General features: G+C 63.2%; 11 protein-coding genes and 1 pseudogene. 8 read left to right on the plus strand and 4 right to left on the minus strand.

From position 1 onward, the window contains the following. Positions 1-173: 173 nt before the first annotated feature. A complete protein-coding gene (locus tag J3P85_RS18265; protein WP_434702841.1) occupies positions 174-1,043 on the plus strand; it encodes an aldose 1-epimerase in 870 nt (289 codons plus the stop codon). 176 nt (positions 1,044-1,219) lie between these two features. Here J3P85_RS18265 and J3P85_RS18270 read toward each other — a convergent pair whose 3' ends face one another. Further along, the gene (locus J3P85_RS18270) at positions 1,220-2,020 is read right to left on the minus strand and encodes a sulfite exporter TauE/SafE family protein (protein ID WP_434702842.1); all 801 of its coding nucleotides are present in this window, start codon (positions 2,018-2,020) and stop codon (positions 1,220-1,222) included. Positions 2,021-2,158: 138 nt separating this feature from the next. Between J3P85_RS18270 and J3P85_RS18275 the strand changes: the two genes are divergently transcribed. Next, positions 2,159-3,022, plus strand: a complete 864-nt coding sequence (locus J3P85_RS18275) for an MBL fold metallo-hydrolase (RefSeq protein ID WP_434702843.1) — start codon at positions 2,159-2,161, stop codon at positions 3,020-3,022. A gap of 280 nt (positions 3,023-3,302) precedes the next feature. Here J3P85_RS18275 and bkdR read toward each other — a convergent pair whose 3' ends face one another. Further along, on the minus strand, positions 3,303-3,791 hold the full coding sequence (bkdR, locus tag J3P85_RS18280; RefSeq protein WP_003202929.1) for a Bkd operon transcriptional regulator BkdR: 489 nt from the start codon (positions 3,789-3,791) through the stop codon (positions 3,303-3,305). A gap of 193 nt (positions 3,792-3,984) precedes the next feature. Between bkdR and J3P85_RS18285 the strand changes: the two genes are divergently transcribed. From J3P85_RS18285 to J3P85_RS18305, 5 genes are all read left to right on the plus strand, one after another. Continuing rightward, positions 3,985-5,220: a 3-methyl-2-oxobutanoate dehydrogenase (2-methylpropanoyl-transferring) subunit alpha gene (locus J3P85_RS18285; protein ID WP_030141238.1), complete on the plus strand. Its 1,236-nt coding sequence runs from the start codon at positions 3,985-3,987 to the stop codon at positions 5,218-5,220. 1 nt (position 5,221) lies between these two features. Continuing rightward, positions 5,222-6,280, plus strand: a complete 1,059-nt coding sequence (locus J3P85_RS18290; protein WP_030141237.1) for an alpha-ketoacid dehydrogenase subunit beta — start codon at positions 5,222-5,224, stop codon at positions 6,278-6,280. Continuing rightward, positions 6,281-7,549 (plus strand): dihydrolipoamide acetyltransferase family protein, encoded by a 1,269-nt coding sequence (locus J3P85_RS18295; protein WP_434702844.1) that lies wholly within the window; start codon positions 6,281-6,283, stop codon positions 7,547-7,549. Positions 7,550-7,552: 3 nt separating this feature from the next. After that, positions 7,553-8,935: a dihydrolipoyl dehydrogenase gene (gene lpdA, locus J3P85_RS18300; protein WP_434702845.1), complete on the plus strand. Its 1,383-nt coding sequence runs from the start codon at positions 7,553-7,555 to the stop codon at positions 8,933-8,935. A gap of 281 nt (positions 8,936-9,216) precedes the next feature. Beyond that, a complete protein-coding gene (locus J3P85_RS18305) occupies positions 9,217-10,236 on the plus strand; it encodes a branched-chain amino acid aminotransferase (RefSeq protein ID WP_186706271.1) in 1,020 nt (339 codons plus the stop codon). A 214-nt stretch (positions 10,237-10,450) separates the two neighbouring features. Here the strand turns inward: J3P85_RS18305 and J3P85_RS18310 are convergent. Further along, a pseudogene (locus J3P85_RS18310) lies at positions 10,451-11,378 on the minus strand (DMT family transporter). 113 nt (positions 11,379-11,491) lie between these two features. Here J3P85_RS18310 and J3P85_RS18315 point away from each other — a divergent pair. Then, entirely contained in the window at positions 11,492-12,286 is a 795-nt protein-coding gene (locus J3P85_RS18315; protein ID WP_434702846.1) for a helix-turn-helix domain-containing protein, read from the plus strand. 326 nt (positions 12,287-12,612) lie between these two features. Here J3P85_RS18315 and J3P85_RS18320 read toward each other — a convergent pair whose 3' ends face one another. Then, on the minus strand, positions 12,613-13,383 hold the full coding sequence (locus J3P85_RS18320) for an ArsR/SmtB family transcription factor (RefSeq protein WP_434702847.1): 771 nt from the start codon (positions 13,381-13,383) through the stop codon (positions 12,613-12,615). Between the last annotated feature and the right edge of the window lies 1 nt (position 13,384).

Consider the following 13,384-nt stretch of genomic DNA (forward strand, 5'->3'; position numbering starts at 1 on the left):
GTGGCGAGGGAGCTTGCTCCCGCTGGACTGCGCAGCAGGCCTACCCGGTTTGAACTCGGGCGTCTGCTCCGCAGCCGAGCGGGAGCAAGCTCCCTCGCCACAAAAGCTATCTGACCTTCCTAAAAAGCTATCTGCTCTTCCTATATCAGCCCTTCCGTATAGACGCGACCACCATGACGCAGCCCCTTCTCCACCTCGAAGACGAACTGACCCGCCTGACCCTGGCCCCGCACCTGGGCGCCAGCCTCGTTGAATGGACATTGCGCAGCACCGGCGCTCCCCTGCTACGCCCGCCCGCACCGCACGCACTGGAAAACGGTCTGCCAGGCAAACTCGGCTGCTTCCCGTTGATCCCGTGGTCGAACCGGATCGCCCAAGGCGGTTTCGATTGCCCTGGCGGCTGGCTCGCCCTGGAGGCCAACAGCCCCAACGATCCGTTTCCGATCCATGGCAGTGCCTGGCAGCAACCGTGGCAGGTCACCGAACAGAACGACCAGGAAGCGCTGCTGCAACTCGACAGTCGAACCCCGTTCGCCTATTGCGCCAGCTTGCGGATCCGCTTGAGTGGCGGCCAGTTGCAAATGGCGTTGCATGTGACACATATGGCCGAACAGGCCGCCTGGCACGGACTGGGTTTGCATCCGTATTTCCCGCGCACAACCGGTACTCGCCTGCAAACCGGTGCCAGCGAAGTGTGGATGTGCGACGCCGCGAAACTGCCAACGGAATTGAGGGGCGTTCCCTCGGAGTGGGATTTCCAGCAGTCCCGGTTACTGCCGGACACCCTTGTCGACAACGGCTTCGGTGGCTGGGATGGGCAGTGCCTGATCCAACAACCGGACCTGGGTTATGAACTGGAATGCCGTGCCAGCGGCAGCGAATTTTTCCTGCTGTACTGTCCAGTGGGTTTGGATTTCTTCTGCATCGAACCGGTCAGTCATCCGGTCAATGCCCATCACCTGCCAGGACGGCCGGGGTTGCGTTTGCTTGAGCAAGGGCAATCGGTGGCGTTGGGGTTTTCGATGCAGTGCCGAGCGTTGTAAACATCACGCGTTCCCCGTGGTCAGGCGGATCACATCGCCCCCTGTGGCGAGGGAGCTTGCTCCCGCTCGGCTGCGAAGCAGACGCCGTGGGTCAAGACCGTATGGGCCTGCTTCGCAGTCCAGCGGGAGCAAGCTCCCTCGCCACAAAGGCAATGTGCAATCCTGATTCGTCGTCGCTAAGCCCGCACCAGCATGAACACCGCCACCGTCAGGCACACCCCGGCAAACCCCACCTGCAACACCCGGGCCGGGACCTGGGCCGACAATCGCCGCCCGAGCACCATCCCAGCAATACTCGCCGCAATGAACACCGCCCCGACCCGGTCGATGCTCACGCCGGCATGAAACGCGCCCACCACGCCAATCAGCGAAATCAGGCTGATGACCATCAAGGACGTCGCGACGATCCCGCGCATCTGCACGTCAGTCAGTTGCTTGAACGCCGGCACGATCAGGAAGCCGCCGCCCACGCCCAGCAACCCCGAGACCATGCCTGTCACTGCACCCAATGCCGACAACGTAGCGGTGCAGCGGGCGGTCCAGGCCAGGCGCCCGGTCTGGCGGTCGAGCATGCAATTCTTCTGGCCCCAACTGGCGGCACCGTGATCGCTGGGCCCCGCTTGCGGCGTTTCCCGGCGCAACATGCGCGCCGCCACCAGTACCATCAACAGGCTGAACAGCATCATCAGGGTTTTTTCCGAAAGCTGGTGGGCAAGGTAGATGCCCAGCGGCGAGAACACCGCGCCCAGCAGCGCAATCAGCAATGCCGCTCGATAGCGCACCAGCCCATGACGCAGCCCATCAATGGCCCCCACCGCCGCAGCGCTGCCCACCGCGAACAACGCCACCGGCGCGGCCTGGGTCATGCTCCAGCCCAGTCCCAACACCAATGCTGGCACCGCCAGGATACCGCCGCCCGCGCCCGTCAGGCCAAGGACCAGGCCCATGACCACACCAAAAAAACTTGCCAGTAACATTCAGGTTCTCTCAAGCCGCGCACACCTGTTGGCAGATGCGATCGCATTTGCAGGACGCCTTGGCCCTCACTAAGCTGCGGACCATAAGTTGTAAACCTCAAGCGTAGCAACCGCTTCTTCCCGCACAGGTCCGCTGTCATGCCCGCGCAGATCCAAAGTTTTCTCGACCCCGCCTCCAAGACCTTTACTTACGTCGTGTACGAACACGACGGCGGGCACTGCGCGGTGGTCGATCCGGTGCTGGACTATGACCCGGCTTCGGGCCGTAGCGGCACCGCGCAGGCCAATCGAGTAATCGCGTTTGTGCGTGAACATCGGTTGACGGTGCAATGGCTGCTGGAAACCCACGCTCACGCCGATCACCTGTCCGCCGCGCCTTATCTGCGTCGGGAACTGGGCGGCAAGATTGCCATTGGCGAGTCCATCGGCCAGGTGCAGAACGTGTTCAAGGCCCTGTTCAACCTGGAGCCGCAATTCGCCGTCGACGGTTCGCAATTCGACCACCTGTTCGCGGCCGACGAGTCCTTCCTGATCGGCAACCTCAAGGCCACCGCGCTGCATGTGCCCGGCCACACCCCGGCGGACATGGCCTACCTGATCGATGGCGACGTGATATTGGTGGGCGACACGCTGTTCATGCCCGACGTCGGCACCGCCCGTTGCGACTTTCCCGGTGGCAACGCCCATCAGCTTTACGCCTCGATCCGCAAGCTGCTGGCCTTCCCTGCGGGCGTGCGGCTGTATGTGTGTCATGACTATCCACCGGAGGAACGGGAGCCCCAGTGCGTGAGTACCGTGGGTGAACAGCGCCAGCACAATATTCATGTCCGCGATGGGGTTGATGAAGCCGCGTTCGTGGCCATGCGTACCCAGCGCGACAAGACGCTGGGCATGCCAACCCTGCTGCTGCCGGCGATCCAGGTGAATGTGCGCGCCGGACACCTGCCACCGGCCGAGGGCAATGGCGTGACTTATCTGAAGATTCCGATCAACCAGCTCTAGACGCTTGGGGCTGCTGCGCCCGAGGCGTCGGACCGGCCCAGCGGGAGCCAGCTCCCTCGCCACGGCGGTGGGTCTGCTTGTGCTGATGTTGGAGGTGATGGCCCCATCGCGAGCAAGCTCGCTCCCACAGGGGATTGGCGGCGGTCTGAGTACCCGGCAACACCACAAATCCAATGTGGGAGCGAGCTTGCTCGCGATGGCGGTGGGTCAGGCAACAATGAGCCGTCAGAAATCCACAACTCCCCTGTAGGAGCTGCCGAAGGCTGCGATCCTTTGATGTTCAGGTACCCAAGGTCAACCCATTGGCCGGCAACGGTAGCGCGGTCTTGTAGCGCACCTGCTTGAGGGCAAAGCTGGAGCGGATGTTCGCCACGCCCGGGACCTTGGTCAAAAAGTCCATCATGAACCGCTCCAATGACTGGATCGTCGGCACCAGCACGCGGATAAGGTAATCCGGATCGCCCGCCATCAGGTAGCACTCCATCACCTCCGGCCGGTCGGAAATCGCTTCCTCAAAGTGCTGTAGCGCCTCTTCCACCTGCTTCTCCAGGCTCACATGGATGAACACGTTGACGTGCAACCCCAACAAGTCGGCATCCAGCAGCGTGACCTGCTCGCGGATCACCCCCAGCTCTTCCATGGCCCGGACGCGGTTGAAGCACGGCGTGGGTGACAGGTTGACCGAACGGGCGAGATCGGCGTTGGTGATGCGGGCGTTTTCCTGAAGGCTGTTCAGAATGCCGATGTCGGTGCGATCCAATTTACGCATGAGACAAATAGTCCTGTTTTTTATCGTTGTGCAGATTTTTTATCTGCAAATGATCTGAACAGCAAGCGAACAGAGAAAAATATTCTTCTTCGTCGAGCCTATGATTGTTGTAGGACAATTTCCCACCTACCCAGGGAATTCGTCAGCTAGCGCGCCCACTACAAGAAATTCACAAGATCGAGCGTAGAAAGCCATGAACCCAGCGTATGAACCGCTACGCCTGCACGTCCCCGAACCCTCGGGCCGTCCCGGCTGCAAGACCGACTTTTCCTACCTGCATCTGTCCGATGCCGGCACGGTGCGCAAACCTCCCATCGACGTCGAACCCGCCGACACCGCCGACCTGGCCCGCAGCCTGATCCGCGTGCTCGATGACCAAGGCAATGCCCTGGGCGATTGGGCCGCGGACATCCCCGTCGAGATCCTGCGCAAGGGCATGCGTGCCATGCTCAAGACGCGCATCTACGACAACCGCATGGTGGTCGCCCAGCGCCAGAAAAAGATGTCGTTCTACATGCAGAGCCTTGGCGAAGAAGCCATCGGCAGCGCCCAGGCCCTGGCGTTGAACATCGACGACATGTGCTTCCCCACCTACCGCCAGCAAAGCATCCTGATGGCCCGCGAAGTGCCGCTGGTGGACCTGATCTGCCAACTGCTGTCCAACGAGCGCGATCCGCTCAAGGGCCGGCAGTTGCCGATCATGTACTCAGTCAAGGACGCCGGTTTCTTCACCATTTCCGGCAACCTCGCCACGCAATTCATCCAGGGCGTGGGCTGGGGCATGGCCTCGGCGATCAAGGGCGACACCAAGATCGCCTCGGCCTGGATCGGTGACGGCGCCACCGCCGAATCGGACTTCCACACCGCCCTCACCTTCGCCCACGTCTACCGCGCGCCGGTGATCCTCAACGTGGTCAACAACCAGTGGGCGATTTCCACCTTCCAGGCCATTGCCGGCGGTGAAGCCACCACCTTCGCCGGACGCGGCGTCGGTTGCGGCATCGCCTCCCTGCGTGTCGATGGCAACGATTTCATGGCGGTCTATGCCGCCTCGCGCTGGGCCGCCGAACGCGCCCGCCGCAACCTCGGCCCGGCGCTGATCGAATGGGTCACCTACCGCGCCGGCCCGCACTCCACCTCGGACGATCCCTCCAAGTACCGCCCCGCCGATGACTGGAGCCACTTCCCCCTGGGCGATCCGATTGCCCGCCTCAAGCAGCACATGGTGAAGATCGGCCAGTGGTCCGAAGAGGAACATGCCGCCGTCACCGCCGAGCTCGAAGCCGAAGTGATCGCCGCGCAGAAGGAAGCCGAGCAGTACGGCACCCTTGCCGGCGGGCAGATTCCAAGCGCCGCGACCATGTTCGAAGACGTCTACAAAGAGATGCCGGAGCACTTGAAGCGCCAGCGTCAGCAGTTGGGGATCTGACATGAACGATCACAACAACAATATTGCGTTGGACACCGCCATGACCACTACCACCATGACCATGATCCAGGCCCTGCGCTCGGCCATGGACGTGATGCTCGAGCGCGACGACAACGTCGTGGTGTTCGGCCAGGACGTCGGTTACTTCGGCGGCGTGTTCCGCTGCACCGAAGGCCTGCAGAACAAGTACGGCACCTCGCGGGTATTCGACGCACCGATTTCCGAAAGCGGCATCGTTGGTGTGGCGGTGGGCATGGGCGCCTACGGGTTGCGGCCGGTGGCCGAGATCCAGTTTGCCGACTACGTCTACCCGGCGTCGGACCAGATCATTTCCGAAGCAGCGCGCCTGCGCTATCGCTCGGCCGGCGAGTTCACCGCGCCGATGACCCTGCGCATGCCCTGCGGCGGTGGAATCTATGGCGGCCAGACCCACAGCCAGAGCATCGAGGCGATGTTCACCCAGGTCTGCGGCCTGCGCACCGTGATGCCGTCCAACCCCTACGACGCCAAGGGCCTGCTGATCGCTTCCATCGAAAACGATGACCCGGTGATCTTCCTCGAACCCAAGCGCCTGTATAACGGCCCGTTCGACGGCCACCACGACCGTCCGGTAACACCGTGGTCCAAGCATCCGCAGGCACAAGTGCCGGACGGTTACTACACCGTGCCGCTGGACGTCGCCGCCATCACCCGTCCGGGCAAGGACGTGACCATCCTCACCTACGGCACCACCGTCTACGTTTCCCAGGTCGCCGCCGAGGAGACCGGCATTGACGCCGAAGTCATCGACCTGCGCAGCCTCTGGCCGCTGGACCTGGAGACCATCGTCAAGTCGGTGAAGAAAACCGGCCGCTGCGTGGTGGTCCACGAAGCCACCCGCACCTGCGGTTTCGGCGCCGAGCTGGTGTCGCTGGTACAAGAACATTGCTTCCACCACCTGGAAGCGCCCATCGAGCGTGTCACCGGTTGGGACACCCCCTACCCGCACGCGCAGGAGTGGGCGTATTTCCCTGGGCCGTCCCGTGTGGGCGCGGCGTTGAAACGGGTCATGGAGGTCTGAATGGGCACGCACGTTATCAAGATGCCGGACATCGGCGAAGGCATCGCGGAAGTTGAACTGTCGGTGTGGCACGTCAAGGTCGGCGACATGGTGGTCGAAGACCAGGTGCTGGCCGACGTCATGACCGACAAGGCGATGGTCGACATCCCTTCACCGGTGCATGGCCGGGTCATCGCCCTGGGTGGCGAGCCCGGTGAAGTCATGGCGGTGGGCAGCGAACTGATCCGCATTGAAGTCGAAGGTGCGGGTAACTTGAAAGAATCGGCGCAACCGGCTCCAGCAGCGGCGGCTGTACAGGCGCCAAAGCCAGCGCCAGTGGCCACGCCTGAACCGGTGGTGGAAAAAGCCGCCGCACCACGCTGCGCCCCGCAAGCGCCTGTGGCCCGCGACCCAGAAGAGCGTCCATTGGCCTCGCCGGCCGTGCGCAAACACGCGCTGGACCTGGGCATCCAGTTACGCCTGGTCCAGGGCAGCGGCCCTGCCGGGCGAATCTTGCACGAAGACTTGGAAGCCTATCTGGCCCAGGGCTCATCGCCACAAGCCAAGGGCGGCTCGGGTTATGCCGAGCGCCATGACGAGCAGCAGATCCCGGTGATCGGCATGCGCCGCAAGATCGCCCAGCGCATGCAGGAAGCGACCCAACGGGCCGCGCACTTCAGCTACGTCGAGGAAATCGACGTCACCGCATTGGAAGAGCTGCGGGTTCACCTGAATGAAAAGCACGGCGCCGGGCGCGGCAAGCTGACCTTGCTGCCGTTCCTGGTCCGCGCCCTGGTCGTGGCCCTGCGGGACTTTCCGCAGATGAACGCGCGCTACGACGACGAGGCCCAGGTCATCCATCGCTCCGGTGCGGTGCATGTCGGTGTTGCCACCCAGAGCGACGTCGGCCTGATGGTGCCGGTGGTGCGTCACGCCGAGGCTCGCAGCCTGTGGGACAGCGCGGCGGAAATCTCGCGCCTGGCCACGGCCGCCCGCAATGGCAAGGCCAGTCGCGATGAACTGTCCGGCTCGACCATCACCCTGACCAGCCTTGGCGCGTTGGGCGGCATCGTCAGCACGCCGGTGCTGAACCTGCCGGAAGTGGCGATTGTCGGCGTGAACAAAATCGTCGAGCGGCCCATGGTGATCAAAGGCCAGATCGTGATTCGCAAGATGATGAACCTCTCCAGTTCCTTCGATCACCGGGTGGTCGACGGCATGGACGCGGCGCAATTCATCCAGGCCCTGCGTGGCTTGCTCGAACAACCTGCCACTTTATTTGTGGAGTAAGCCATGCAAACTTTGAACACCAAGCTGCTGATCATCGGCGGCGGCCCGGGCGGTTACGTAGCGGCAATCCGCGCCGGCCAACTGGGCATTGAAACGATCCTGGTGGAAGGCCAGGCGCTGGGCGGTACCTGCCTGAATATCGGCTGCATCCCGTCCAAGGCGTTGATCCATGTGGCCGAGCAGTTCCACCAGACCCGGCATCACAGCCAGGGCTCAGCCTTGGGCATCACGGTTTCGGCGCCAACGCTGGACATCGGCAAGAGCGTGGAGTGGAAGGACGGTATCGTCGATCGCCTTACCACCGGCGTCGCCGCGCTGCTGAAGAAGCACAAGGTCCAGGTCATTCACGGCTGGGCCAAGGTCATCGATGGCAAGACCGTCGAAGTCGGCGACACCCGCATCCAGTGCGAACACTTGCTGCTGGCCACCGGCTCGAAAAGCGTCAACCTGCCGATGCTGCCGATAGGTGGACCGATCATCTCGTCCACCGAAGCCCTCGCCCCCACCTCGGTGCCCAAGCACCTGGTGGTGGTCGGCGGTGGCTACATCGGCCTGGAGCTGGGCATCGCCTATCGCAAGCTCGGCGCCGAAGTCAGCGTGGTCGAGGCCCAGGAGCGGATCCTGCCGGCCTATGACGGCGAGCTGACGCAACCGGTGCACGAGGCGCTCAAGCAATTGGGCGTGAAGCTGTACCTCAAGCACAGCGTCGAAGGTTTCGACACCCAGGCCAGCACCTTGCAAGTGCGTGATCCCAATGGCGACACGCTGAACCTGGACACCGACCGGGTGCTGGTGGCGGTTGGGCGCAAACCCAACACCCAGGGCTGGAACCTCGAAGCGCTGAACCTGGCGATGAACGGTTCGGCGGTGAAGATCGACAGCCGTTGCCAGACCAGCATGCGCAATGTCTGGGCCATCGGCGACCTGAGCGGCGAACCGATGCTCGCCCACCGGGCCATGGCCCAAGGCGAGATGGTCGCCGAACTGATCGCCGGCCAGCACCGGGAGTTCAACCCGACGGCCATCGCGGCGGTGTGCTTTACCGACCCGGAACTGGTCGTGGTGGGCAAGACGCCGGACGAGGCCAAGGCTGCCGGCCTGGATTGCATCGTGTCGAGCTTCCCGTTCGCCGCCAACGGCCGGGCCATGACCCTGGAATCGAAGAGCGGTTTCGTCCGCGTCGTGGCGCGCCGGGACAATCACCTGATCGTCGGCTGGCAAGCGGTTGGCGTGGGCGTGTCGGAGCTGTCCACCGCGTTCGGCCAATCCTTGGAAATGGGTGCGCGCCTGGAGGACATCGCCGGCACCATCCATGCCCATCCAACGCTGGGCGAGGCCGTGCAGGAAGCGGCGTTGCGGGCGTTGGGGCATGCGTTGCATCTGTAGGCTTGAGCTGCACCCGTGGCGAGGGAGCTTGCTCCCGCTGGGCTGCGAAGCGGCCCCAATCCAGACACAGGGATTATTCAGTCACACCGCGTTGACCGGGTTACGACTGCTTCGCAGCCGAGCGGGAGCAAGCTCCCTCGCCACGAGGAGTCGGCAGCAAATATCTCCTGCTCCTCATCGCGCAGGCTGCGAAACACCACCGGAATGAAGTATTGTTGTCCCCATTCAAAACGTCAGAAGCCTTGAACCGTTTCGACGGTTGTCAGGAAATAGAGGGTGTCATGGGTAACGAGAGCATCAATTGGGACAAACTGGGCTTTGACTACATCAAGACCGACAAGCGCTACCTGTCGCACTGGCGCGATGGCGCCTGGGACACAGGCACCCTGACCGAAGACAACGTGCTGCACATCAGCGAGGGCTCCACTGCCCTGCACTACGGTCAGCAGTGCTTCGAAGGCCTGAAGGCCTATCGTTGCAAGGACGGTTCGATCAACCTGTTCCGCCCGGACCAGAACGCCGCCCGCATGCAACGCAGCTGCGCCCGCCTGCTGATGCCGCACGTCGACACCGAGCAGTTCGTCGAAGCCTGCAAGCAAGTGGTCCGCGCCAACGAGCGCTTCATCCCGCCTTACGGCACCGGCGGCGCGCTGTACCTGCGCCCGTTCGTGATCGGCGTGGGTGACAACATCGGCGTGCGCACCGCACCCGAGTTCATCTTCTCGATCTTCTGCATCCCGGTCGGCGCCTACTTCAAGGGCGGCCTGACCCCGCACAACTTCCTGATCTCCAGCTTCGACCGTGCCGCCCCGCAAGGCACCGGTGCGGCCAAGGTCGGTGGCAACTACGCCGCCAGCCTGATGCCCGGCTCCCAGGCCAAGAAGGCCAGTTTCGCCGACTGCATCTACCTGGATCCGTTGACCCACTCGAAAATCGAGGAAGTCGGCTCGGCCAACTTCTTCGGCATCACCCACGACAACAAATTCATCACCCCCAATTCCCCTTCGGTCCTGCCGGGCATCACCCGCCTGTCGCTGATCGAACTGGCCAAATCGCGCCTGGGCCTGGAAGTGATCGAAGGCGACGTGTTCATCGACAAACTGGCGGACTTCAAGGAAGCCGGCGCCTGCGGTACCGCTGCGGTGATCACGCCGATTGGCGGCATCAGCTACAAGGACAAGCTGCACGTGTTCCACAGCGAAACCGAAGTCGGCCCGATCACCCAGAAGCTCTACAAAGAGCTGACCGGCGTGCAGACCGGCGACGTGGAAGCGCCGGCGGGTTGGATCGTCAAGGTTTGATCCAACGCTTTAAGCGCTGAAACGCTTTTGTGGCGAGGGAGCTTGCTCCCGCTGGGCTGCGCAGCAGACCCAAGATCTTGCGGTCGCTGCGCAACCGAGCGGGAGCAAGCTCCCTCGCCACAGTGACCACATCTGACTGAGTGGTGAGGCAGTTCAGTAACAAAAAGCCCACGCCTGTTCTTGCAGGGGTGGGCTTTTTTTACACTTCGCTCAGTTACTCCCGCCGCAAAACCGGCCACCGCCCAACGCTGGCGAAACCATCCGTAACCACTGACCAGCAAGATCCCGCCGAGCACCATCACCGCGCCAACGATAAAGTTCGGTTCCAGCGGCTCATCCAGCAACCAGACGCCAAATCCGACGCCGTACAGCGGCGTCATGAACGACAGCACCCCCAGTTGCGAAGCCAGGTAACGGCGTAGCAGGGAGAACCAGACCAGGAAACTGGCGAAGGACACCAGCAATACCTGGAACGCCATGCTGGCGATGAGTTGTGGCGTGGGATTGATCGTCGTTTGCCCCAGCACCGCCGAGATTCCGATCAACAGCACCCCGGCGCCCACCAATTGATAAAGCAGCGTCTGGCTGGCCGGCACGTCGGTCAGCCGCGAACAACGAACCGTCACCGTGGTTGCGCCCCACAGCGCCCCCGCCAGCAAGCCCATGCCATCGCCAAGCAATGAGCTGCCGTTCGCTGCGCCCGAGCCGCCACTGAAGGCCACCACGACCCCGCCGAATGCAACGGCGATGCCCAACCATTGCGCCGGTTTGAGACGCTCGCTCGGCAGTTTCCAGTGCAAGCCGAGGGCGGCGAACATCGGTGCGGTGTAGAGGAAAATCACCATGTGCGAAGCCGTCGTATGGCGCAGGCCTTCGCCCACCAATACGAACTCCAAGGCAAACAACAACCCCACCAACAGGCCGGGGCGCCAACTGCCATCGGTCAGGGACAGGCGCTCGCCGCGGGCCAGCACCAACAGCCAGACCAGTACCGCGGCGATGGCCGAGCGCACGCCCAGTTGCAGCATCGGCGCCATGTCGGCGGCGCCGGCCTTGATCGCGACTTGCTGGAAACCCCAAATGGCACAGAGGCCGGTCATCAGGGCGCAGACCTGGCCATCCAGGGCACGGCGGGTGGTCATGGGAAAAGTCCTTTAGGCAGAAATAACAGATGAAAGGATTGTCTGCCTGACACCTTTGCTGGATATAGTGATTACCCGACAAGCCATCCCGGTAATCCGCCATTGCGGTCGATATGCAGCCTCCAGCCCAACACCTGAAGATTCCTCCGTTCGACGCGGCCCTGCCCTCGCCGATTTTCTTCCGTATCGGCTGCATGCCGGCCCACGCCACTTACCCGCGGCACCGGCATGCCTGGGGTGAGTTCGTCTATTCCTACAGTGGGGTGATGGAAATCGAGATTGCCCAGCACCATTACCTGGCGCCACCGCAGTACGGCATCTGGCTGCCGCCGGACATGGAACATGTTGGCTTCAATCGGCATGAAGCCTGCCATTGTTCGCTGTACCTGGCGGCCGAACTCTGCGGTGCGCTGCCGGCCGTACCCTGCGCGCTGACCTTGAGCCCGCTGATCCGCGCATTGCTGGAAGAGCTGCGCAGCGACCCACCGAGCCAACCGCAGACGCCCGAGCAGCAGCGCTTGTTGCAGGTGCTGGTGGACAAGCTGACGCAGGCGCCCCATGTCGGCAGTTACTTGCCTTTCTCGGATGATCCACTGCTGGGGCCCGTATTGCGGGCCCTGGAGACGAACCCCAGCGACCCGCGTTCCTTGCCGCAACTGGCCCGCGCCGCCAACACCACCGAGCGCACACTGATGCGCCGGGCCCAACGCGACCTGGGCATGTCCTTGGTGGAATGGCGCCAGCGCCTGAAAGTCATCGAGGCCCTGGCCCTGCTCGAACGCGGCCAGAGTGTGGAAACCATCGGCCTGGACCTGGGCTACAGCAGCGCCTCGGCATTCATCAGCATGTTCAGAAAAATGATGGGCACCACGCCGGATGAGTATCGGCGCAGGCACATGGCTGGATGACGAGGGTGGTGCTGGAATAGCTATCGCGAGCAAGCTCGCTCCCACAGGGATCTTGGGTGGTCATGGGTTTTGTGTTCAGCGCAGGCCCATTGTGGGAGCGAGCTTGCTCGCGATAGCGGTGGGTCAGCTTGCATGGAGGTGGATGTGAAGGCCCCTTCGCGAGCAAGCCCGCTCCCACAGGGATCTTGGGTGGTCATGGGTCTTGTGTTCAGCGCAGGCCCATTGTGGGAGCGAGCTTGCTCGCGATAGCGGTGGGTCAGCTTGCATGGAGGTGGATGTGAAGGCCCCTTCGCGAGCAAGCCCGCTCCCACAGGGATCTTGGGTGGTCATGGGCCTTGTGTTCCGCGCAGATCCATTGTGGGAGCGAGCCTGCTCGCGATAGCGCCAGTGGGTTTGACGTCGATTTCGGCATTGATCCCAAACCGCGACGCCATCTCCCTGCGACCACTGGCCGTCACCCCCAGCGCCCGGCTGTCCAGGTCCTGGATCACCCATTTGCGCTTGATCGCCACTTGCAGCAACGCCGCGCCCAAGGCTCCCCCCAGGTGCGGGCGGCGCATGCTCCAGTCCAGGCAGGGGCAGGCGAATCGGCGGCGTTGCGTGGCCAGGCGCTGGACATCGATACCCAATCCGTCGAACGCCGCTTCGCCGGGTTCACTCAGCCGATAACCCTCGCCCTCCACCTCCACCAACCACCCCATCTCGAACATGCGATCGTGCAGGCGCACCGCCAAGGTGCCGGCCATGTGGTCGTAGCAGGTGCGGGCAAATTGCAGGCGATCCGGCGTGCGCGGCGTGAAGGTCGGCGCGGCGCTCTGGCCGATCACCATCAGCGCCTCCAGTGCCCGGGCCACGCGCGGGTCCGCCAAACTGTAATAACGATGCCGCCCCTGGACATGCAGGCGCACCAGGGCCATCTGCTTGAGTTTCGCCAAATGGGCGCTGGCGGTTGAAGCGCTGACCTCGGCGATGCTCGCCAACTCCGTACTGGTGCGAGCATGACCGTCCATCAGCGCGCAGAGCATTCGGGTGCGGGCCGGCTCGGCGATGGCCGCGGCCACGTGGGACACGCCCAGATCATGCTGTTCTGCGTTCATA

Origin of the sequence: Pseudomonas sp. Z1-12, from assembly GCF_051132015.1 — a bacterium.
Taxonomy (GTDB): Bacteria; Pseudomonadota; Gammaproteobacteria; order Pseudomonadales; family Pseudomonadaceae; genus Aquipseudomonas; species Aquipseudomonas zanjanensis.

Coding starts and splice junctions, on each gene's coding strand:
- J3P85_RS18305 (WP_186706271.1), top strand. CDS start 9,217: ATGGGTAACGAGAGCATCAATTGGGACAAACTGGGCTTTGACTACATC.
- lpdA (WP_434702845.1), top strand. CDS start 7,553: ATGCAAACTTTGAACACCAAGCTGCTGATCATCGGCGGCGGCCCGGGC.
- J3P85_RS18295 (WP_434702844.1), top strand. CDS start 6,281: ATGGGCACGCACGTTATCAAGATGCCGGACATCGGCGAAGGCATCGCG.
- J3P85_RS18270 (WP_434702842.1), bottom strand. CDS start 2,020: ATGTTACTGGCAAGTTTTTTTGGTGTGGTCATGGGCCTGGTCCTTGGC.
- J3P85_RS18290 (WP_030141237.1), top strand. CDS start 5,222: ATGAACGATCACAACAACAATATTGCGTTGGACACCGCCATGACCACT.
- J3P85_RS18285 (WP_030141238.1), top strand. CDS start 3,985: ATGAACCCAGCGTATGAACCGCTACGCCTGCACGTCCCCGAACCCTCG.
- bkdR (WP_003202929.1), bottom strand. CDS start 3,791: ATGCGTAAATTGGATCGCACCGACATCGGCATTCTGAACAGCCTTCAG.
- J3P85_RS18265 (WP_434702841.1), top strand. CDS start 174: ATGACGCAGCCCCTTCTCCACCTCGAAGACGAACTGACCCGCCTGACC.
- J3P85_RS18275 (WP_434702843.1), top strand. CDS start 2,159: ATGCCCGCGCAGATCCAAAGTTTTCTCGACCCCGCCTCCAAGACCTTT.
- J3P85_RS18320 (WP_434702847.1), bottom strand. CDS start 13,383: ATGAACGCAGAACAGCATGATCTGGGCGTGTCCCACGTGGCCGCGGCC.
- J3P85_RS18315 (WP_434702846.1), top strand. CDS start 11,492: ATGCAGCCTCCAGCCCAACACCTGAAGATTCCTCCGTTCGACGCGGCC.